The 19,818-nt window shown below is 68.6% G+C and carries 21 protein-coding genes and 1 pseudogene; 15 read left to right on the top strand and 7 right to left on the bottom strand.

Features of this window, described 5'->3' with window-relative positions; all coding sequences use genetic code 11:
- Positions 1-18: 18 nt before the first annotated feature.
- Both ACH34Q_RS44130 and ACH34Q_RS44125 read left to right on the top strand, forming a co-directional pair.
- Positions 19-501: a pyridoxamine 5'-phosphate oxidase family protein gene (locus ACH34Q_RS44130; RefSeq protein WP_395989221.1), complete on the top strand. Its 483-nt coding sequence runs from the start codon at positions 19-21 to the stop codon at positions 499-501.
- A 118-nt stretch (positions 502-619) separates the two neighbouring features.
- Positions 620-1,573, top strand: coding sequence for a hypothetical protein (locus ACH34Q_RS44125; RefSeq protein WP_395989220.1), 954 nt, complete (start codon positions 620-622; stop codon positions 1,571-1,573).
- 58 nt (positions 1,574-1,631) lie between these two features.
- Here the strand turns inward: ACH34Q_RS44125 and ACH34Q_RS44120 are convergent, their stop codons facing one another.
- Entirely contained in the window at positions 1,632-2,420 is a 789-nt protein-coding gene (locus ACH34Q_RS44120) for a formylglycine-generating enzyme family protein (RefSeq protein ID WP_395989219.1), read from the bottom strand.
- A 276-nt stretch (positions 2,421-2,696) separates the two neighbouring features.
- Between ACH34Q_RS44120 and ACH34Q_RS44115 the strand changes: the two are divergent.
- Together ACH34Q_RS44115 and ACH34Q_RS44110 are read left to right on the top strand one after the other, a co-directional pair.
- A pseudogene (locus tag ACH34Q_RS44115) lies at positions 2,697-3,005 on the top strand (nitrilase-related carbon-nitrogen hydrolase); the annotation flags it as partial.
- A 104-nt stretch (positions 3,006-3,109) separates the two neighbouring features.
- On the top strand, positions 3,110-3,709 hold the full coding sequence (locus tag ACH34Q_RS44110) for a hypothetical protein (RefSeq protein ID WP_395989218.1): 600 nt from the start codon (positions 3,110-3,112) through the stop codon (positions 3,707-3,709).
- 170 nt (positions 3,710-3,879) lie between these two features.
- Here ACH34Q_RS44110 and ACH34Q_RS44105 read toward each other — a convergent pair whose 3' ends face one another.
- Positions 3,880-4,380: a hypothetical protein gene (locus ACH34Q_RS44105; protein ID WP_395989217.1), complete on the bottom strand. Its 501-nt coding sequence runs from the start codon at positions 4,378-4,380 to the stop codon at positions 3,880-3,882.
- 181 nt (positions 4,381-4,561) lie between these two features.
- Between ACH34Q_RS44105 and ACH34Q_RS44100 the strand changes: the two genes are divergently transcribed.
- From ACH34Q_RS44100 to ACH34Q_RS44090, 3 genes are all read left to right on the top strand, one after another.
- Positions 4,562-6,139, top strand: a complete 1,578-nt coding sequence (locus tag ACH34Q_RS44100; protein WP_395989216.1) for a hypothetical protein — start codon at positions 4,562-4,564, stop codon at positions 6,137-6,139.
- 147 nt (positions 6,140-6,286) lie between these two features.
- Positions 6,287-6,598 carry a hypothetical protein gene (locus ACH34Q_RS44095; protein WP_395989215.1) on the top strand — a complete coding sequence of 104 codons (312 nt, stop codon included), beginning with the start codon at positions 6,287-6,289 and terminating at the stop codon, positions 6,596-6,598.
- A gap of 2 nt (positions 6,599-6,600) precedes the next feature.
- Positions 6,601-7,095 (top strand): putative toxin-antitoxin system toxin component, PIN family, encoded by a 495-nt coding sequence (locus tag ACH34Q_RS44090; protein ID WP_395989214.1) that lies wholly within the window; start codon positions 6,601-6,603, stop codon positions 7,093-7,095.
- 251 nt (positions 7,096-7,346) lie between these two features.
- Here ACH34Q_RS44090 and ACH34Q_RS44085 read toward each other — a convergent pair whose 3' ends face one another.
- Both ACH34Q_RS44085 and ACH34Q_RS44080 read right to left on the bottom strand, forming a co-directional pair.
- Positions 7,347-7,772, bottom strand: a complete 426-nt coding sequence (locus tag ACH34Q_RS44085; RefSeq protein ID WP_395989213.1) for an SRPBCC family protein — start codon at positions 7,770-7,772, stop codon at positions 7,347-7,349.
- A 12-nt stretch (positions 7,773-7,784) separates the two neighbouring features.
- Complete coding sequence (locus tag ACH34Q_RS44080; RefSeq protein WP_395989212.1) at positions 7,785-8,141, bottom strand: VOC family protein; 357 nt, start codon at positions 8,139-8,141, stop codon at positions 7,785-7,787.
- Between the two features lie 86 nt (positions 8,142-8,227).
- Here ACH34Q_RS44080 and ACH34Q_RS44075 point away from each other — a divergent pair, with 86 nt between their 5' ends.
- Positions 8,228-9,010 carry a helix-turn-helix domain-containing protein gene (locus tag ACH34Q_RS44075; RefSeq protein ID WP_395989211.1) on the top strand — a complete coding sequence of 261 codons (783 nt, stop codon included), beginning with the start codon at positions 8,228-8,230 and terminating at the stop codon, positions 9,008-9,010.
- A gap of 24 nt (positions 9,011-9,034) precedes the next feature.
- On the opposite strand, the gene ACH34Q_RS44070 is transcribed toward ACH34Q_RS44075, so the two are convergent.
- Entirely contained in the window at positions 9,035-9,595 is a 561-nt protein-coding gene (locus tag ACH34Q_RS44070; protein ID WP_395989210.1) for a TetR/AcrR family transcriptional regulator, read from the bottom strand.
- Positions 9,596-9,683: 88 nt separating this feature from the next.
- Between ACH34Q_RS44070 and ACH34Q_RS44065 the strand changes: the two genes are divergently transcribed.
- Both ACH34Q_RS44065 and ACH34Q_RS44060 read left to right on the top strand, forming a co-directional pair.
- Positions 9,684-10,514 carry an SDR family NAD(P)-dependent oxidoreductase gene (locus tag ACH34Q_RS44065; RefSeq protein WP_395989209.1) on the top strand — a complete coding sequence of 277 codons (831 nt, stop codon included), beginning with the start codon at positions 9,684-9,686 and terminating at the stop codon, positions 10,512-10,514.
- 83 nt (positions 10,515-10,597) lie between these two features.
- A complete protein-coding gene (locus ACH34Q_RS44060) occupies positions 10,598-11,275 on the top strand; it encodes a pentapeptide repeat-containing protein (RefSeq protein WP_395989208.1) in 678 nt (225 codons plus the stop codon).
- A gap of 41 nt (positions 11,276-11,316) precedes the next feature.
- Here ACH34Q_RS44060 and ACH34Q_RS44055 read toward each other — a convergent pair whose 3' ends face one another.
- Together ACH34Q_RS44055 and ACH34Q_RS44050 are read right to left on the bottom strand one after the other, a co-directional pair.
- The gene (locus tag ACH34Q_RS44055) at positions 11,317-11,874 is read right to left on the bottom strand and encodes a dihydrofolate reductase family protein (protein ID WP_395989207.1); all 558 of its coding nucleotides are present in this window, start codon (positions 11,872-11,874) and stop codon (positions 11,317-11,319) included.
- Positions 11,875-11,957: 83 nt separating this feature from the next.
- Positions 11,958-13,478 (bottom strand): 3-hydroxyacyl-CoA dehydrogenase, encoded by a 1,521-nt coding sequence (locus ACH34Q_RS44050; protein ID WP_395989206.1) that lies wholly within the window; start codon positions 13,476-13,478, stop codon positions 11,958-11,960.
- A 154-nt stretch (positions 13,479-13,632) separates the two neighbouring features.
- On the opposite strand from ACH34Q_RS44050, the gene ACH34Q_RS44045 reads away from it, so the two are divergent.
- The 5 genes from ACH34Q_RS44045 (at position 13,633) to ACH34Q_RS44025 (ending at position 19,274) form a co-directional block, all read left to right on the top strand.
- A complete protein-coding gene (locus ACH34Q_RS44045; protein ID WP_395989205.1) occupies positions 13,633-14,532 on the top strand; it encodes a LysR family transcriptional regulator in 900 nt (299 codons plus the stop codon).
- A gap of 92 nt (positions 14,533-14,624) precedes the next feature.
- Positions 14,625-15,839: an acetyl-CoA C-acetyltransferase gene (locus tag ACH34Q_RS44040; protein WP_395989251.1), complete on the top strand. Its 1,215-nt coding sequence runs from the start codon at positions 14,625-14,627 to the stop codon at positions 15,837-15,839.
- 165 nt (positions 15,840-16,004) lie between these two features.
- Entirely contained in the window at positions 16,005-16,589 is a 585-nt protein-coding gene (locus tag ACH34Q_RS44035; RefSeq protein ID WP_395989204.1) for an RNA polymerase sigma factor, read from the top strand.
- Positions 16,586-17,722, top strand: coding sequence for a CU044_5270 family protein (locus tag ACH34Q_RS44030; RefSeq protein ID WP_395989203.1), 1,137 nt, complete (start codon positions 16,586-16,588; stop codon positions 17,720-17,722). Before ACH34Q_RS44035 ends, ACH34Q_RS44030 begins: the two co-directional genes overlap by 4 nt.
- A 442-nt stretch (positions 17,723-18,164) precedes the next feature.
- On the top strand, positions 18,165-19,274 hold the full coding sequence (locus ACH34Q_RS44025; RefSeq protein WP_395989202.1) for a cytochrome P450: 1,110 nt from the start codon (positions 18,165-18,167) through the stop codon (positions 19,272-19,274).
- Positions 19,275-19,818: the final 544 nt, after the last annotated feature.

Below are 19,818 nucleotides of genomic sequence, written 5' to 3'. Positions count from 1 at the left end.
CGTGAAGGAGAGGGTGTCATGAGCCTGCCCGATGACCTGGACGAGATGGCGCGGAGCATCATCGATGGGAACCGCTATCTCACCCTTGGGACGGCCGAGTCCGATCATCGGCCGCGAGTGTCGCCCGTGTACTTCACCCACGTCGGCTACCGGACCTTCTACTGGTTGTCCTCGCCGACTGCGCACCACTCCATCAACATCACCGTCCGACCGGCGGTCGCCATCGTCATCTTCGACTCGACCGCGGAGGTCGGCCATGGCAGCGCCGTCTACATCGCGGCCGAGGCCTCGATCGTCAACGACGACGAACTGCCGCGATGTTGTGCCGAAGCGTTCGCCAACGTTGGTCCGGGCGCCAAGCGGTTCCAGCCGCATGAGCTGAGTGGGGATGCCGCGCTGCGGCTCTATCGCGCACATGCGACGAGCCACGAAATCCACGTCCCCGGACGTGATCCCGTCTACGGCAGCGGGATCGACACTCGTCGCGAAGTAAGCCCCTGACCGCGTCGCCGCCTACGTTGACTCGTGGCGTGTTCGCCTCGACGGGCGATGCCAGGGGCGAACACGCCACGAGTCAACGAGGAACGCCGTCCGGGGGTCAGCGGCTAGCATCCGGCGGGTGATCACAGATCTGATTGTCCGCGCGGCGGCGGAGGAGTCCGAGGCCGAGTACGAACTCGAGCGGCTGGCGGACGAGACTCCGTCACTGCTCTCCCCGCACCTGCCGGACCTGTTCGCCGCTGGTGTCCTGTACCCGGTGAAGCTCTACCGCACGGCCGGCGACGACCTGCAACGAGCCGTCGTCGCAATGATCGACGATGGCGCATCGGAACTGAACTCGCTGCTGCTCATCCTGGCGCACACGCGGGGCCCCGTCGCCGAGAGCGCGTTCCGACGCTGGCGGGAACAACCGCCACCCGGCGCCGATGAACTCTTCATCGGCCCGGCCGACTACATGCGGGAAGGCGGCTGGATCCTGGAAAAGGGCCGTGTCCGCGAACTGTGCGGGCAGACCGCCTACTCGCTGGAGCCTGATACCGACAGGACGGTGGAGCCCCCGGCCCAAGGCGAGTGCACCTGGTGCCGTGCCCCGCTGTGGACGGTTATTGACGTCGACACCGGTGACCGGCGAGTCGCGGAGGCGCTCGCCCACACCGGCTGGTCCGGTCGGCTCAGGATCGTCACCTGCCAGGGGTGTCACGCCTACACGACCGTCTACTCCACGGTAAGCCCCGACGGCAGTTCCAGGCTCTCCGACCACTCCGCGGAACCCATCCGCATCCTCGACGACCTGAGCCCACCCGTCACCCTTCGCAAGGTGCCGAAAGAGCTCCTCACGACCCCCGACATGTCCGTTGGCGGCTGGGACATGACCGTCTCGTCCATCGGCGGATACCCCGGATGGATCGACGACGCGGAGTACCCCGCCTGCCCCGTCTGCACGCGAACCATGGACTACATCGGGCTGGAGCAGGCACAGGATCCGGAAGGCGAAATCATCGCCGAAGGCACCACCTACCTCTTCCTCGACGCCTCTTGTGGTCTTGCCGCAACGGTCTACCAACAGACCTGAGTCGCGCGTGACCGTTGTGTGTCCGCCGGGTCTTCGGCACCGTCAGCACAAGGTGGAGTTACCGGGCAGGCGCCATGGTCGGAAGGTCGAGGACCGGGCGGACGGCGGTGAACATGTCGAGTGGGCCCCGTGCGGCCGACAGCATGGCCAGCCATTCGTTGCATCCCTGCCAAGGACTCACGTCCGCGGCGCCACCTCGAATCACCCGGACCTCGCCGCTGCGACGAGCCGCCGCATCGGTCGGCGCTCCGGCGTACCCGGGCACGTACGTGTCGGCGCACAACTCGCCCAGAGAACCCATGGCCGCCAGCCCGAACGCGTTCTCGGCCGCGAGGACGCGTTCCTCCACCACGAAGTGGTCCAGCAGATCGGCTTCGGATGGGACGTGGTCACCCCGATATGTCAGGGTCGTTGTTCCGGCCCGCGCGGCGTACTCCCACTCCGCCTCGCTGGGAAGCCGGAACGGCAGCACGTCCAGCAGATCGTCCAGGTGGTCCTCAAGGCGGGCGGCGTTGCCGTCATTGTCGGCGTAGTCGTCCTCGTAGTCGGCCAGCCAGTGCCGTACCTGCGCCACCGTAAGCGGGTGCCGCGCCATCAGGATCGGCCCGACCGTCACCGAGCGAACCGGACGCATCGCCTCGATGTGTTCCAGCGACGCCTCGATGCCGTCATCGGCCTCGCCACGGGCGGCGATCGCCTGTAGCACCGCCACCTCGGCATCCGACAGGCCCATCTGGAACGTACCGCCTGGGACCAGCCGGAACACCAGATCGGACGAGTCATGCCGCCACGCCGGTCGGTCGCCGACAACCGTACTGGTCCATTCCGAGTCAAAGTCGCTCAGCACGGCGGAACAGTAACAGCATCACCGTAGGACCGCCGTTCCAAAGCGCCGGCTCGGAGGCGTCGCGGCCGGGCGGTATTTGAGAACCTTGGCTTGAGTCCCGCGACCACGGCGGGCCGGAAGCGGAATTCTGAGGGGTGAGCTTGCGGTCCTCGATTGTGGTCGCCAGGTCCCGGTGCTCTGGGACATCGAGCGGAATGTGCGCGTGATCGCCGAGGTCCTGGCCGGTGCGCGGGCGGGTGAGATCGTCCTGCTGCCCGAAGGAATGCTCTCCCCGAGCAGTGGACGCACCTTGCCGACGCGGGCGCGCAGGCGTTCGTCTATCTCACCCACGCGGCCAACCCGTCCGAGCCTCCCGGTGTCTGGCGCAGCCACCTGATCAGCCGCGCTGCGGAGAACCAGAGGTTCGTGCTCGCCTGCAACGTCGCCGATCCCCGGCAGCACTGCCCCAGCATGATCGTTTCGCCGCGCGGTGAGGTCCTGGCCGAAGCGGCGGCGGGCGAGACGTCGCTTCTCCGCGCGGCCATCGACCTGGACGAGACGGCCGACTGGTACCTCGGTCAACGCCGCGATCTGCTGGGGCATTGAGGCTCCACGAAGGAAAGCCGGGATCTGACTCACCTCTTCGAGATGGAAGCTGCACCGCGGTCGCCGTCGACTGAGACGCCTCCGGGAGTTGGATACTGACGAACATGGCGGCTGTTGATGTTGTTCTGGAGACCTACGACGCGATGGACTTCACGGCATGGCCGATCGCTGGGTCCACTGGCGGCGGCCTTCTGGTGCTCTCCGGCCAGATGTCGGCGGCCGAGGTCGGGACGGCCATGGCGGTCATCTTCAGCTACAACGAGATTCCGCTCGGCCCCACCGGTGAACTGAGAGCGGACCTTCTGGAGGAGCGCCTGGCCGAGACCGGAGCCCTGATAGCTCCGGGCGGGTTACGTTTCCGCGACACCAGCACTGACGTCCAGGTCGCGCCCGGTTGCTGTTTTGGCCTGGAGAACTGGCGCGAGTGGTGGGACGTCGTCCGCGGAGAAGACCTCTGGCTCGGGCACGACCCGACGCCCCAGCTCGAACACGGCGATCAGGTCATCCGGCTCAGACAGAGCGATCAGGCTGGTTCCCAGTCAATCGAGATCCCCGTCAACGAACTCCCCGGCCTGCTCATCACGGCCCAACAGCAGCTGAGCGACTTCCTCGGGCTGGTTCGCCAGTGGACGTTCAACACTGCTCCTGAGCTGGACGACAAGCTCGCTGCGGCACTCGATGAATACCTGAGAATCCACCAGTAACCCGCAACCTGTCGCACGCTTGCCCTGGTATAGCGGAGCCGTTTCCATCGCGAGATGCGAGCCGGTTCGGAAAGTGGCCCCAAATCCAATCGCGCGAGCTCCGATCCCTGTCTCGCTTGGGAATTTTACTGAAGCGTGTCCTGGACCAGCAGGTAGCCCAAACTAGGTGTTCAGCCTACTTCGGAGCTGAAACCCCAGAGCCCGTTCTCTTCGAAAGCTTCCTCCAGGCTGCCGTCGAGCGACCTGCCCAGCCATTCAGTGAAATTCATGTTCTGCGAGAAAATGGGGGTGCTGTCTTCATCGGGGTCGATGTTGGGGTCCCAGCCCCACATGGGGCCGGCGGGATCGCGAAAGTCGATGACGGACCAGATCAAGCAGCCCCAGTCGAACAGCCACACCAGCCCGGGGTAAGAGCCGTCGTGGTTGAACGATCCGTGCGCATCGACAATGCCGAGCCATCCATCGGAGTGTTCGTAGCTGCCGTCGTCCACTGCGAGGATGCCCTCGCGTGGGCCGAACTCGCCGTTGGCGACCTCGAGGTACAAACGGCGCAGCAGCGGCGGTATCGGGTAGCCGATGATCCGTTCGGCATCGGCCACCGCTTCCGGTGCGGCAGGAGGCGGAAGACCAGGCAAACGGCGGAGCGTCTCGATGATCTGATCTTCGGTCATCGGCTCATCTTCAGGGCAGGGGTTGCGGCGGTCAATGAGGGCACCGCAAGGCTGAATCGGCTCAGCCCCGCGATGCGCCGGGGCGAGCACGACTTGCGCACCGGCCGCTGTCGCTCGTTCTGTCGCGCGGCGGCCTCCTTGTCGGGACCATGGAGGGCCGCAGCGACTGTGAGGTGTTCTGGTGGGCCTGAACGTGCGAAGGATTCTGGGGGACGAGCCGTTCGCCGACATCGGCGCTCCGGACGTGGTGGCCTCGAACGGAGTCTGGACCCTGGTCGGCGGGGACCTGGGCTGGCTGACCTGGCACGGCGACATGACCTCCAACGCGTGGTGGGAGGGGCGGCGCCTGGGGATCTACTGGGCCGACGACCATCGTCTGGAACACCTGTTGCGGCTGCGATGGCCGGTGAGATCGATCGCCTTCCACCCGAGCCTGCCCCTTGCGGCGGTGGGAACGGGCGGCTACGACGGCGGCTACTGCTTCAACGGCGAGCTGCTGCTCGTGGATCTGGAGTCGGGGCGGAGCAGGTCCATGCTCGACGCGGAGCGGGAGGTCCGCCTGGTCGAGTGGCTGGACGACCGAACGCTGCGCCTGCTGGTGGCTCCGCACAGCGAGGACTGGGATGACGCGCACACTCACGGCCACGAGTTCGTCCTCGAAAGGGACTGGGCCTGGGGAGATGAGCACACGGTCAGCCTTCCTCCCGGCAACGAGCCGCTGGTCGAGGCGCCGGTCCAGCGCACGGCCGAGGCGGAGCTGCTGGAGTTGTTCCCCGGGTGGACGCGGCGGCGGCAGGTATGGGACGTGGCGCGCCTGGCCGACGGGCGTGTCCTGGCCGTCCTGGAGGGAACCGCCCTGGAGGCCTGGTCGGCTTCGGGAGAACGCGAGTGGGCTGTTCTGGACGAGACGGGCGGACGGCAGATCGCGGTCGCCCCGGACGAGCGGTCGGCCATGGTCAACACCTCGGAGCGGTGGCGCCTCGTGAAGGGCCGCTGGACGCGGACTCCTGGGCCGGCCCTCCGCGTCGACCTCGCGGACGGGAACGTCCTGGAAACGCTCGACATCGGGATCTCGATGTTCACGACGCGCACCGATGGGTGGTTGGCGCTGCGCGACGCGCGATACGAGCAGGAACGGCCACAGACCCGGCTCGTCAGCCCCGAGGGGGTGCAGGACGGCCGGATCGTCCTGGGGCGCTACGTCAACAGCCAGCACGTCTTGCGCGTGCGGAAAAGCCGCGAACTGTACTTCCTCCAAGGCCGCAACGACGCCTCCCCTAGTGACGACAAGTGGGTCGTGTCCGTCAGCGTTCCCGATGGAGAGGTCCGGTGGCTGTTCCCGCTCGAATGGGAAACGAAGGTCGACCGGATCATCTTCGGCGGGCCCGCCGTGCACGTGGACGGGGCTCTGGTGCACGGGGGCGGCCTCGCGGCGCGGAGGGGGCGGATGGCCGACAGCGAGTACATCGTCCGGCGGCGGCTGCCGGACGGGGCGGTGGACTGGTTGTTTCGAGGCGACTTCATCGTGACCGCGCTGGAGGCGGACGGCGACACCGTCTATGCCGCGCTCAGATCCGGTGAGATCCTCGCGCTCGATGCGGCCGACGGGACGGTCCGGTGGCGGGCGGGGATCCCGGGCGCACCCCTGTCGATGAGCCTCGACCGGGACGGCCGGCTGCTGATCGGGACGGTGGAAGGCCGCGTCCTGGACTGCGAGGTGACACCCCCACAACGGTACAGACGACCCGAACGGCGGTGAGGACCCCTAGACCAGATCCCGACATGGACGCGCCCGGCCACATCGACGAATGAGCGTCCTGCGACCGGTCAGTGATCTGTCACAGGCCTTGCGTGGGCAAGAAGTGCAACTTCTTGCATCTGAAGAGCAGCAAAGTACACTTGGACCATGGCTGCAGAGACACGGAACCGCAAAGCGAGAGCGCCGCGAGGTCATGGAAAACCGCAGGCGCAGACCCTCGGCTTCTCCGTCCAAGCCGAGGACCGGCCCACACTGGACGAGCTCGTCGACTACTTCGGTGGCGGCAACAGGTCTGCCTACCTGCGAGAGACCTACCGGGTCATGAGGTCGATCATGCTTGCGGAGCAGATGCGCGACCTTCAGTCCTACGGTCAGCAGCGCACCGCTGAGTTGGGGATCGAGTCGGCCGACGTACCCGACCGGATCCGAGAATTCCTCAAGGGCAAGGGCAACGCCTGATCGTGCCGACGCCCGTGGTGTACGACATCAACGTTCTGGTCACGGCTGTGGTCGGGGGCAACAGCCCGTTCCGATCCTGGCCCTCGCCTCCGCCCACCTCGGGCAACGCTTCAGCGGACTGTATGGGCGTTGCCAACGACGCGGCAGAGTTCTCGCTATGGCTCTCTCCGCACATTCTGGGCAACGTTGATCGAATCCTCGTAGAGCTGTTCAAGTGGGAAGAGACTCAGGCCGAGGACTACCTGACGGCATTGGTCGCGATCGTTGAGCACAGTGAGGGCCAGGTGATCGACCCGCCTCGTACCGTGCATGACTGCTCCGACCATGAGGACAACCTGATCCTTGACCTGGCGGCCGAGGTAGGGGCTTTGCTGGTGGTGAGCAACGATGTCGGCCTGATCTCCATGTCGCCATGGCGCGGTACTCCGATCGTCACCCCAGAGGTCTTCCGGCAGAAGGTGGACGGGATGCGCCGTCAAGCTCGCCGAAGGCATTGACGCCTGGTTCATGGGGTGTGGGCGCGGGTGCGGGACGTCAGGCCCGGGCGGGAAGGTCTGGCGGGTAGAGCGGACCGGTGAGGTCGTTCAGCGCCCCGAGATGGGATGTCATCTACTGCTCCCTGCCGTGCGGGCCGGCTGTCGCGTCGGCCGAACTACACGTGGTAGCTGGTCTTCGGCCCTCGGACAAGTGTACGAGGCCTTGGAGGAACGGCTGCTGAGTCGTTCCTCCAAGGCGATGCTGCGTCCGGTCAGGGCGCGGCGTGCGTACGGGTGGGTGTACCGGATTCGAGGGCTTGGCGGATGGCCGCCGAGCCGTGCTCGACGAACTCGCGGATCGGGGCGGCCAAGGCATCGGGAAGGACGTCGGTGTGCCAGATGAATCTGGTACGGCCTCCGGGTTCGGCGAGGACCTGCATCGAGGCGTGGTGGTGGGACGCGTGAAGGCTGCCGCCGACGACCGTGTACGCGACGCGCCTGGTCTCCTCGTCGAGGTCGACGAGCCGTTCGTGGACGATCGTGCCGTCGGCGAACGTGACGACGCGGGTGTCCGAGGTGATGTGGGTTTCGGCGAAGCCGGGCGCGAGGCTGTGGTGCACCGCGCCGTAGTCGCGTACGACGGCCCAGACGCTTTCCGGGTCGGCGTCGATGGTGAATTCCTTGTGGATGGAGGCCATGGGTGCTCCCGTTCAGCCCGCGGCGATGCAGAAAGGGTGTCCTTCGGGGTCGGTGAGGACCGTCCACTCGCCCTCACCGGGCTGGAAGTCGGGCTTGGTCGCGCCCAAGGCCAGCAGTTCCTTGGTGGCGACGTCCGGGTCGGCGACCTTGAAGTCGAGGTGGGCGTGCTTGGCCTTGTCGGGCCATCCCGGTCCCTGGTAGCCGGGGACGCGCTGGAAGGCGAGCTGGATCGGGCCCTCGCCGAGGTAGGCGGAGTCGTCGTCGCTGTCGGTGATCTCCCAGCCGGTGACCTTCCGGTAGAACTCGGCGAGCGACCTGGGGTCGGCGCAGTCGATGATGATCGCGGTGGGTTCGGCGATGGCGTTCATGGGTGAATCCTCGGTCCCGGCGGCATCCGAGGTCTTGAAGATCCTTGCGGGCCGTTTCGTCGGTCCCCCGGCGTAGCGTCGGAGGCGTGCTGTCAGCCGCGCCCCTCGTCGTCCGGCCCGAGTTCGCCGTGCGCACGGTGTCCTGCCGCGCCGACCACATCCGGTGGTCGGCGCCGGACGTACGCGATGACCACCGGATGGTGCTGGTACGGAGCGGACGGTTCCGGCGGAGCGCCGACGGGATCGACGTCGACCTGGATCCGACGGTGGGCTATCTGGGGGCGCCGGGCCAGGAGGAACGCTTCGCGCATCCGGCTGGGGGAGATGTCTGCACGTCGGTGAACTTCACGGCGGGGTTCTGGGAAGGCCGCACGGACCGGACGACGGTGTACGTGGACGCGCGGGTGGACATGGCACACCGGCGCCTGCTCGCCGCCGCCGGTGACGGGGACGTCGACTACGCGCTCACCGAGGAGTTGCTCCGGCTGATCGCGGCTGCCGCAAGGCTCACGCCTGGACGATCGAGGCCCGCCGACCAGGCGCTCGCCTCGGCCGCCCGTGAGGCGATCAACCAAGGGGCTCCGGAAGCGGTGGGGCTCGTCCCGCTGGCCGGGCTGCTGCAGGTCTCGCCGTACCGGTTGAGCCGTGTGTTCTCCCGGGAGATGGGAGTGTCACTGACCCGCTACCGCAACCGGGTCCGGGTCGGCCAGGTGATGGAGCGCCTCGAACGCGGCGAGCGCGGCCTTGCCGGGCTGGCCGCCGATCTCGGCTTCTCCGACCAGGCGCACCTGACCCGTACCGTCCGCGAGCACCTGGGCCACACCCCCACCGCGCTCCGCCGCCTGCTCGACCCGAGACCGCGGCACTGAGCCTGCCCGATGGGTATCGGGGTGCTATCTGGTGGCCAGGCCGCGTAGCGCGAGTTCTACGTGGTGTCCGACCGCCTCTGGTCCGGAGTCGGGGAGCAGTTGTGCGATGCGGATGAGGCCGAGAAGTTGATAGGCGATGTCGCTGGCGGTCACATCGGGGGCGAGGGTGCGATCGGTGCGGGAACGGTCGACGGCCGCTCGGCCGATCTCGGTGAGATGTTCGAGGCAGCGTTCGAGGTCCGCGTCGGACGGTGAGCCGGCGGCGAGCAGGTCGACCATCGCCTGGTTGCCGGTGAGCTGGGTCAGCGTCGCGGTGAAGAACTGGCGCAGAGCGGCGATCGCGGTCACCCGTCCGGGCAGGGCCGCTTGGGCGAGGTCGGCAAGGTCGGTGCCGGTCACGGCCTGCACGAGGTCCTCGCGGGTGGGGAAGTGCCGGTAGAGGGTGCCGATGCCGACACCGGCCGCGGCGGCGATGGCGCGCATGTCCACGGCCATGCCGCGTGCCCGGAAGGCCTCCTCCGCGGCCGTCAGGATCCGTTCCCGGTTGGCGGCGGCGTCCCGGCGCTGCTTGCGATCCTCTGCCACCCCCTCACTATAGCGATGCGGAACCTCCGTTCCGGTTGATGCTAGGTTGTTTCCGGAACACATGTTCCGGAACGGTAGAGGGGAAGCCATGCGGACGATCGTGATCACGGGCGGGACCGACGGCATGGGAGCGGCGCTGGCGCGTCATTCCCTGAGGGCGGGCGACCGGGTCGTGGTGATCGGGCGGAGCCGGGCCAAGTTCGACGCGCTGGTGGCGAGCGTGACCGGTGACGATCGTTCAGCCGCGTCGCGGGCGGAGTTCCTGGCCGCAGACCTGTCGCTCGTCGCCGACAGCCGCCGCGTCGTCGAGCATCTACTGGCGCATTGCGAGCGGATCGACGTGCTGGTGCTGGCGGCCTCGTTCATCCGGCAACGCCGGCACATCACGGCCGAGGGGCGTGAGGCGTCCTGGACGCTGTTCTTCGTCTCCAAGTACCTGCTCGTCACCGGACTCGCCGCGCTTCTCGGTGCGGCCGAGCGGCCGGTCGTGGTGAACACGGCGGTTCCGGGCGCGCGAGCCGATGCCCTCGACTTCGATGACCTTGAGCTGAACGAGCGGTTCACCTTCGCCAGGTCCAACGCGCAGCAGCGTCGTGCCAACGAGTTGCTCGGCATTCTCGCCACCGATGACAACCCGGAGCTGGCGTACGTGACGTGGGGGCCCTCGCGGCTCGCCCGTTCCAGCTTCGCCGGCGATGTCGGTACGGGCATGAAGGTCGGCGCCGCGATCTTCGGGACGCTGCTGGGCCAGCGTCCCGATGCCGCGGTCCGCCCGATCATCGACCTCATCGACGCCCCGGCCCCGGCCCCGGGAAGGGCCGCCTACCGCGGCGCCAAGAAGGTCACACTCGTCGTCGGCGACCACGATGACAAGGACGCCGCACGTCTGTCGACGGCGGTCGACGACCAGCTTCGATGACCGCGCGAGGAGTGCCTGGGTGCCGAAATCGGTGGTCGTGAAGGCGATCAAAGCGTGGCCAGGGCGCTAGTAGGGTCGCGGGCATGCCTGCTCGTACCTCGGTCAACCGGCCGCCCAGGGAGCCCAAGGCTCCCAAGATCCCCAAGACGCTGACGGAGGCGGGCGAGGCCGACACCGAGCTGGTCCATGACGGCAAGTACCTGTCGCTGGAGTACGGCGCGGTCCACCTGTCGGGAGCCGGCAGCGAGGACGTGGAGTTCGAGCGGTGCCGGTTCACCGACACGGCGTTCGCGGGGGTGAGCCTGCGGCGGGCCGGATTCGGGGACGTGGCGTTCAAGGGCTGTGACCTGGCCAATCTGCGGCTGTCGGGGTCACGGATGCTCAACGCCACGGTGTCCAACTGCCGGATGACCGGTACGCACATGGTCGAGGGCGTCGTACGGGACGTCACCTTCGACGGATGCCGAGCGGACCTGGCCGGGTTCCGGTTCTGCAATCTGCGGGACGTGGTGTTCCGCGACTGCAACCTCTCCGAGGCCACGTTCCAGAACGCCGAGCTGACCAATGTGCGGTTCGAGAACTGCAAGCTGGTGGCGACTCAGTTCAGCCACGCCACGATGAAGGCGGTGCGGTTCTCCGGCTGCGACCTCAGCGGGGTCGCGGGCATCCAGAGCTTCGCCGGGGCGACGGTCAGCGGCGCCGACGCCACAGGCCTGCTGACCGCCATGGCGTCGGCGCTGGGCATCAAGATCGAGGACTGAGCCGTACTCCGAGAAAGGCCCGCCGTACTCCGAGAAAGGTCCTAAGAGGCCGGTTCGTAGCGGAGGCGGACGGTTCCTGAATCGAACGTGCGGCTGTCGATGAGGCGCAGGTTGAGGTCCCTGCCCTTGGGGAAGTACGGCTTGCCGCCGCCGATCAGGACGGGGGCCAGGTAGAGCCAGAACTCGTCGATCTGATCCAGCAGGGAGGCGGCCAGTTCGGGGCCGCCGAGGTTGAGGGGGCCGTCCGTCTCCTTCTTGAGGCGCGCCACCTCGTCCACCGCGTCCTTGCTGCGGACGATCGTGACGCCCTCGGGGACGGTTTCGAGGGTGTCGGAGAAGACGTACCTCGGCGTGTCCAGATAGATCTGGGCGAACTCGGCTTCGACCGGAGAGGCGTCGTCCTGGGCGTGGATCGTCCTCCAGGGGTCCTCCATCACCTCGTACAGGCGCCGCCCGAAGAGGAACGCCGACGCGCTCCGCACCAGGTCGTTCGACGTCTGGTGGACTTCCTCGGACGGGGTGGTGAACCCGATGCCGCCGTCCGGATCCTCGACGAAGCCGTCGAGTGACGCGCTCATCGAGTAGATGACTTTGCCCATTTCCGCTCCCTCAGGTGTGAACGTCACTTGGTCAGACCGGCGGGCGGAGGGAAACTCATCGGCGCGTTCGGAAGAGATCGCGTTCAGAACAGATCGGTGGGGGCGGTGCCGAGTTCGGAGAGCGGGAGGCCCAGGGCGGCGCGTTCGGTCAGCCAGAGGCTTGGGCGGTAGCGCGGATCTCCGGTGGCGTCGTGCATGCCCCGGAGGATGCGGAGGATGGTGGCGGCCCCCACACGGTCACCCCACTCCAGGGGACCGTACGGGTAGCCCAGGCCGAGTCGTACGGCCGTGTTGATGTCCTGGGGACGGGCCAGGCGTTGTTCCGCGATGGCGGAGGCGACGTTGACGATGGACGCCAGGAGCCGTTGGGCCACCGGGGCGGGCGTGTCCCGGACGACGGTCACGGAACGTCCCGTAGCGGCGAGGGTGGCCAGCGCGGCTTGTCCTGCGGACGGGTCCACGCCGGGGTGTACGGACAGCGTGAGGCGTCCCTGGAAGTCGCCGAGTGGGTCGACGCCAAGGGTTCGTTCGGCGGGGAGGCCGTTCGCGTGGGCGCAGTCAAGCGCGCTCTGGCCGTACGGGGCGACGAGCACGATCGCCTCCGAAGTGGGCCGGGCCCCGGTTTCCACATTCGGCAGGAGGCTGCGCAGACCCTCGGAGTCGTGGACCCAGACGGGACGGGTCGTCGCTGACGGGACGGGCGGATCGGAGAGCTCTTCCTTGGCGCCGTCCACGTAGCGGTAGAAGCCCTCGCCGGTCTTGCGGCCGAACAGGCCCGCGTCCGCGCGGGTACGGGTGATGCGGGACGGGCGCAGCCGGGGATCCCCGTAGAAGCCGTCCGAGATGCTCTCCATGACGGGGTGCGAGACGTCCAGGCCGGTCAGGTCGAGCAGCTCGAACGGGCCCATCTTGAGGCCGAGGGACTCGCGGGCGATGCGGTCGACTCCGGCGGGATCGGCGACGGATTCGGCGAGGATCTGCAGGGCCTCGGTGACCAGGCCGCGGCCGGCGTGGTTGACCAGGAAGCCGGGGGTGTCGGGGGCGAGCACGGGCTCGTGGCCGAGGCGCCGTACGAGGTCGAGCAGCGCGCCGGGGATCCACGAGGCCGTACGGGCGCCGGGGATCACCTCGACCAGGCGCATCAGCGGGACGGGGTTGAAGAAGTGCAGGCCGGCGAGGCGGCTCGGGTCGGCCAGGACGGACGCGATCGCGGTCACCGACAGGGAGCTGGTGTTGGTCGCGAGCACGGTGCGCTCGCCGCAGACCTTCTCCAGGGCGGCGAACAGCTCGCGCTTGGTCTCCAGCTCCTCGCGGACGGCCTCGATGATCAGTTCGCAGCCGGTGGCGGGCGCCAGCGGGTCGCCGACCGGGCGGAGCCGCGCGGTGGCGGCCTCGGCCTCGGCGGCGGTCATCCGGCCCTTGGCCACCAGCCTGCCGAACATGGCGCCGACATGGTCGATGGCGGCGCCCACCGCCTCGCTGCGCATGTCGGCCAGCTCGACCGTCAGGCCGCCCGCCGCCGCGAGCTGGGCGATGCCGCGTCCCATCACACCGGTACCGATCACCCGGATCGTCCCGGCGCCGCCGGCCGTCCACCGCTCCATCAGTCGCCCTGCCGTCTCCGTCGGTCGTCGTGCCGGTCGCCACCCGGCCGGCACGCTGGTCGCTTCGATGGAATCGTATTCGGGGGAGGGTTTTCAAGATCTGTGGATACCGGATGGCTCGTTCATTCATACGTATCGCGTCATAATCAAGGGTATGGAGTTCCGTCATCTGGCCGGGTTCGTGGCCGTGGCCGAGGAGTTGCATTTCGGCCGGGCCGCCGCGCGGCTGCACATCGCCCAGCCGCCGCTCAGCCAGCAGATCCGCCAGCTGGAGAAGGAACTGGACGTCCAGCTCTTCGAGCGCAGCACGCGCTCCGTACGGCTGACGTCGGCCGGGCAGGCGTTCCTGGATCCGGCCCGGAAGGTGCTGGCCGACCTGGACGTCGCGCGGCGGGCCGCGCAGGCCGGCGGGCGGGGCGAGGTCGGCCGGGTGAGCATCGGGTTCGCGGGGGCCAGCAGCCACGAGACCCTGCCGGTGCTGACCAAGGCCGTACGGGCCCGGCATCCCGGCATCGAGCTGGTGCTGCGCGGCCAGACGTACTCGGGCGAGGCGCTGGCGAAGGTCGCCGACGGCGCGGATGACCTGGGCTTCGTCCGGCTTCCGGTGCACCGTGAGGGCGTCGAGGTGCGGCTGATCGAACGCGAGTTCCTGGTCGCCGCGCTGCCCGCCGAGCATCCGCTGGCGCGCCATCACGAGATCCGGCTGCCCGATCTGGCCGGGGAGTCGTTCGTGACGTTTCCCGGTACGCGGGGCTCGGCGGTACGGGACGCGCTCGTCCACGCGTGCGTGGCCGCCGGGTTCCAGCCGCGGATCGTCCAGGAGGCGCCCGACTCGTACACGATCATGGCGCTGGTCGGCGCCGGGGTCGGGGTCACGCTGACGGTGTCGTCGGTCCAGCACATCCGCATCCCGGGCATGGTCTACCGGCCCCTGGCGGGCGAGCCGAGCGTGCTCGAGATGGCCCTGGCCTGGCGTACCGACAACCCCTCGGCGGCGCTGCGTTCGGTGCTCGCGGTGGCCGAGGAGGTCCTGCCCACACCCGACATTAAGTAGAGCCGCCTCTTACTGCATGCGTGATCCGGTCTGAGTGGAGATCGGACCCGGGCGCCTATCCTCGGGAGGTGGCCAAGGCTGAGGAGCGAATGATGCGCGAAGCGGTGATCTGCGAGCCGGTACGGACCCCGATCGGCCGGTTCGGCGGGGTGTTCAAGACGGTGCAGCCGGTGGATCTGGCGGCCACCGTGATCCGGGCCCTGCTGGAACGCACCGGGCTGCCGGGCGAAGCCGTCGACGAGGTGATCCTCGGCCAGTGCAACCCCAACTCCGACGCCCCCGCCATCGGGCGGGTGGCCGCGCTGGACGCCGGGCTCCCGATCGAGGTCGGCGGCAGCCAGCTCGACCGGCGCTGCGGCTCGGGCCTGCAGGCCGTTCTGAACGCCGCCATGCAGGTCCAGACCGGCGCGAGCGACCTGGTGATCGCCGGTGGCGCCGAGAGCATGAGCAACGCGCCGTTCTATACGACCGAGGCACGCTGGGGGATCCGCGGTACGGGCCTTGAGCTGCACGACGCCCTCGCCAAGGGCCGGGTCACCGCGGGCGGCGCGAACCACCCCGTTCCCGGGGGGATGCTGGAGACCGCCGAGAACCTGCGCCGCGAGTACGACATCACGCGCGAGGAGCAGGACCGGCTCGCCGTCATGTCGCACGAACGGGCCGTGGCCGCCCAGAGCAGCGGACGCTTCGCTGAAGAGATCGTGCCCGTGACCGTACGGTCCCGTAAGGGCGACACCGTGGTCGACACCGATGAGCACCCGCGTCCCGGGACGACCGTGGAGAGCCTGGGCAAGCTGCGTCCGGTACTCGGCAAGAACGACGACAAGGCCACCGTGACGGCCGGCAACGCCAGCGGGCAGAACGACGCGGCCGCCGTGTGCATCGTCACCACGCCCGAGCGCGCCGCCGAGCTGGGCCTGCGCCCGCTCGTACGGCTGGTCTCCTGGGCGCAGGCGGGCGTGCCGCCCCGCACGATGGGGATCGGGCCGGTGCCCGCGACCGCCAAGGCCCTGGAGAGGGCCGGGCTCACCCTGGCCGACATCGACCTCATCGAGCTGAACGAGGCGTTCGCCGCGCAGGTGCTCGCCGTCACGCGCGAGTGGGGCCTCAAGGAGAACGACTTCGACCGGGTCAACGTGAACGGTTCCGGTATCTCGCTGGGGCATCCCGTAGGCGCGACGGGTGCGCGCATCCTGGCGACGCTGGCGCGCGAGATGGAGCGCCGCGAGGTCCGGTACGGCCTGGAGACCATGTGCATCGGGGGCGGCCAGGGGCTCGCGGCCGTCTTCGAACGCGTCCAGGCATAGAAGCCACCGAAGCTCTAGAGGTCACGCGGAGTTCTGGAAGCGACGGACCTCTAGAAATCAGCGAAGCTCTAGAAGTCACCCAAGGTTCTCGGTAACGATCGGCCTTCTCGTTCCACTTCCTGGTGTCAACACACCAAGGCGAGGGACGGACGGAGGTGGCGGGCGATGACCGATGAGGTCGGAGAGCCCGGGGAGTCCGGGGACGCCGGACGCTTCACCGCGGTCTACGACGCGTGCCGGCAGCGCGTGTGGGCGTACGCGGTCAGCCGCGTGGGGCGGCAGGCCGCGGACGAAGTGGTGAGCGAGACGTTCACGGTGGCGTGGCGCCGGCTGGGGGAGATGCCCGAGCCGGCGCTGCCCTGGCTGATCGGCGTCGCCCGCAACGTGATGCGCGACCGCTACCGCGAGGAGGCGCGCCGCGCCGCGTTCACGGCCGAACTGCGCGGCTGGGAAAGCGGCCTGGAACGCTCGGCGGAGCGCGACTTCGCCGAAGGGGTGGCCGAGCGGCTCGCCGTGCTGCGCGCCATGGCCGCGCTCACGGAAGGCGACCGGGAGATCCTGATCCTGGTCGCCTGGCAGGGCCTGTCACCCCGCGAGGCCGCCCGCGTCGTCGGCTGTACGGCCGCGACGCTGCGCGTACGGCTGCACCGGGCACGCAAGCGGCTCATGCAAGCCGTCGAGGGCACGCCGTACGAAGCCGCAGTGCCCGCTCCTTCCCGCGCCGGGATCGTCAGTAGGGAGATGTCATGAGCCGAGACGTACTGCGGACGCTGGCGGAGGCCCGTCCCCACGAACTGGACCCGGACGCACCGGTCGACCCGGGCGTGCGGGGCGCGGAGCTGGCCCGCGCCATGCGAGGACCCGGCGGCGTCGACGCGCGTGCGCGTACGAGGCGTCGCGTACGGCCGGTCTGGGGCGGGCTCGGGCTGGTCGGAGTGGCCGCCGCCGCGACGCTGGTCGTCACCACGATGACGAGCGGCCAGGGCGGCGTCCCCACAGGGCCCGAGCAGCCCCCGGAGGCCCTGGACGCCCGTACGGTCCTGCTCGCCGCCGCCGTGAAGGCGGAGCAGGCCCCGGCCACGGGGAAGTTCTGGCGGGTCAAGCTGGTGCACCTGATCCCGGTGAAGGTCGGTCCGAAGGCGCGGCCCTACACGGTCGAGGACGCGCGCATCAGCGAGACGTGGCTCGCCAAGAACGGGATGAGCTGGACCGGCTACCGCACGGCGGGGGCCAAGCCGATGACGCCGGCGGACGAGAAGGCGTGGCGGCTTGACGGTTCCCCGGCCCGGTGGAGTCTCGGGGTCGGCGACACCGTGGACAAGCGGCAGCTGTACGTCCAGACCAAGCCGGGTCAGGGAAACCTGGTGAAAATAGCCGGGAAGCCGGGCCTGCACGTTCCGATCGCGGGCTCCAAGCCCTCGTTCGAGGACCTGCGGAACCTGCCCACCGATCCGGACAAGCTGCGCGCACTGGCGGACGAGCACGCGCTCTCGGACGGCTCCGGCGCGTCGCTGGAGGCCGGGAACGCGCAGGTCCGGGAGGCGTTCGCGGCCGGCAAGCTGGTCAGCCTGCTCACCAACGCCCCGGTGTCGCCCCAGGTACGGGCCGCGGCGTTCCGGGCGCTGGCGGGGATGCCGATCGTCCGTTCCGAGGGCAAGGCCACGGACGGGCGGGGCCGGACGGGCGTCGCGTTCTCGATCGTGGCCCCGCACGCGTCGGGGTCGACCGCGACGCGCCTGATCATCGACCCGGCCACCTCGCAGGTCCTGGCGGAACGCGTCGCCAGCAAGGCGGGCAAGACCGGCAAGGGCAAGGAGCGGAAGACGCTCTACCTGGGCGCGGGCTGGACGAACCAGGCCCCGACCCCCCCGGCCCTCCCGTAAGTAGGCCTTGGCGGGTCGCCGGTGCCACCTCCTGGCACCGGCGACTCGCCGAACGCGTTTTCTGCTGCCAGCTCGCAATATCCCCATCGTCCGGGAGTTCCGCCGTCTCATTTACGGTCCGCATGTGTCCATTCGGACACCCGAAAAAGGAGGGATGGGAGGCTGTTTCGACGGCCGCCGGGTGTAGCGATAGCGCCTTACCCTCGTTCTGTCCACGGGTGAATCGAAGGTCTGCACTTCGCACCTGGCGGTGGTTGACAGGCCCATCCCCTCTCTGGTGATCTAGGAACGCAGCGGAGGGAATCCGTTGATACGCGATGAGGATGACGTGGCTCTGTCTGAAATTCCCCCCTCCGGTTGCCCGGCATTTCCACTCGCCCCTGGACCCGATCCGACCAGGCCCGCGGATCCTGGATATGACGGTCGGCCGGTTGTCAAGGTCATGCTCCCCGCCGGACAGGAAGACACGTGGGCATGGTGGGTGCGTGACCACGAGACCGCGCAGCGCGTATATCGCGACGACTCCACATTCCTGCGCGGAACGGCCGACGGCGTTCTGCCTTTCCTCCGGCTGGCGCCGCTCATCCTCGTTCAGGACGGACCCCACCACAAGAAGCTCCGAAGCCTGGTCAATCGTGAATTCACGCGCCCCCGCATCGACCGGTTCCGGCCTGCGATCGAGGCTCTCGCCGACCGCCGGCTCCAGGCGCTCATCGCGGCCGGTGAACCCGGCGATCTCGTCGACCTGCTCGCCTGGCCGCTCTCGCTCCATGCCATCGCCGAACTCCTCGGCGCTCCTGAGGAGGGCCGCGAGCAATTCGGGGCCTGGGGCGACATGCTGCTGTCCACCGGTCCCGACCGTGCGGCCCAGAACGCCACCGCCATGGCCGAGATGGCCGGGTACGCCGCCCGCCTCATGGACGAGCGTTCCGGTGACCCCGGCCAGGACGTGGTGTCCGCCGCCGTCGCCAACGCCGAACACCACGGCATCGACAAGCAGGAGGCCGCGCTGCTGATCGCCAGCCTGGTCATCGCCGGTTGGGAGACCACGGCCGCCGCAATCGGTGCCAGCGTGTACAAACTTCTGACCACTCACGACACCGATGGCTCCACCCTCTACCAACGGCTTTGCGCCAGCCCTGGCCTCATCCCCACAGCCGTTGAGGAATTGCTGCGGGTCATCCCCAACAGTTGGATGGAGACGGGACAGCCCCGCCGCGCCGCACGCGATGTCGAACTCGCCGGCGTCCTGGTGAAAGCACAAGATCTCGTCCTGGTCGCACATGACGCCGCCAACCGGGACGCGGCCGTTTTCGACGATCCCCACAGCATTGACCTCGCACGCACGCCCAACCCGCATCTGGCGTTCGGGTCAGGAGTCCACTTCTGCTTGGGCGCCCACCTGGCACGCCTGGAACTCAATGTGGCGTTGGAGAAACTGACGCAGGAAATGCCGGGCCTGCGGCTTGCCGCGGACGAGATATCCTGGAACAGGGATACGCCGATCCGGCGCCCGGAGGCGCTCCCGGTCGCATGGAGTCTTTCAATCTAGGAAAGCCATAGGGAAGATGCCGCCACTCGGCCGCGTGCCAGGGTGCGCGCTGCTACGCGAGCGTCCGTCGATGAACACGTGGTGGAGCGAGGGATGGAGCCCGGCCGCGAAGCTTGCGTTTCTTCTCGATGACCACATCGTGTCGCTCCTGCCCGACGGTGGACTGAAGGCGCCTGGTCGCGTGGCACAGCGGTCCGACGATCACTGCGGTGCCGTCCCGGCGGGACGAGCATGCAGTCGCGCGGGCGCGCCCGGGAGCAGTGATCGCCGGACCGCTGTGGTGATGGGGCGCTGCCGTACGGTCGCGGCAGGCGGCAGGCGGCAGGCGGCAGGCGGCAGGCGGCAGAGGTTCCGTCGGCGATTCCGGTGTGTGGGCCGGCACCGGCGACCCGCCGTGTTCGTTGTTTCGTGTCCCAGTGAGTGACCGGATGTTTTCTCATCGTGCGGGCAGGCGTATAAATAGCGATCTCAGGCCGATGATCCCGGACCCCACTGGACCGTGGACGGCAGATAAGCTACTACCGAGTAGTATTCGGGACCCGGA

Source organism: Actinomadura sp. 9N407, from assembly GCF_044326315.1.
In the GTDB taxonomy this organism is placed as follows: domain Bacteria; phylum Actinomycetota; class Actinomycetes; order Streptosporangiales; family Streptosporangiaceae; genus Spirillospora.
The sequence above is the reverse complement of the archived record's forward strand: the minus strand, read 5'-3'. Positions and strand labels throughout refer to the sequence as shown.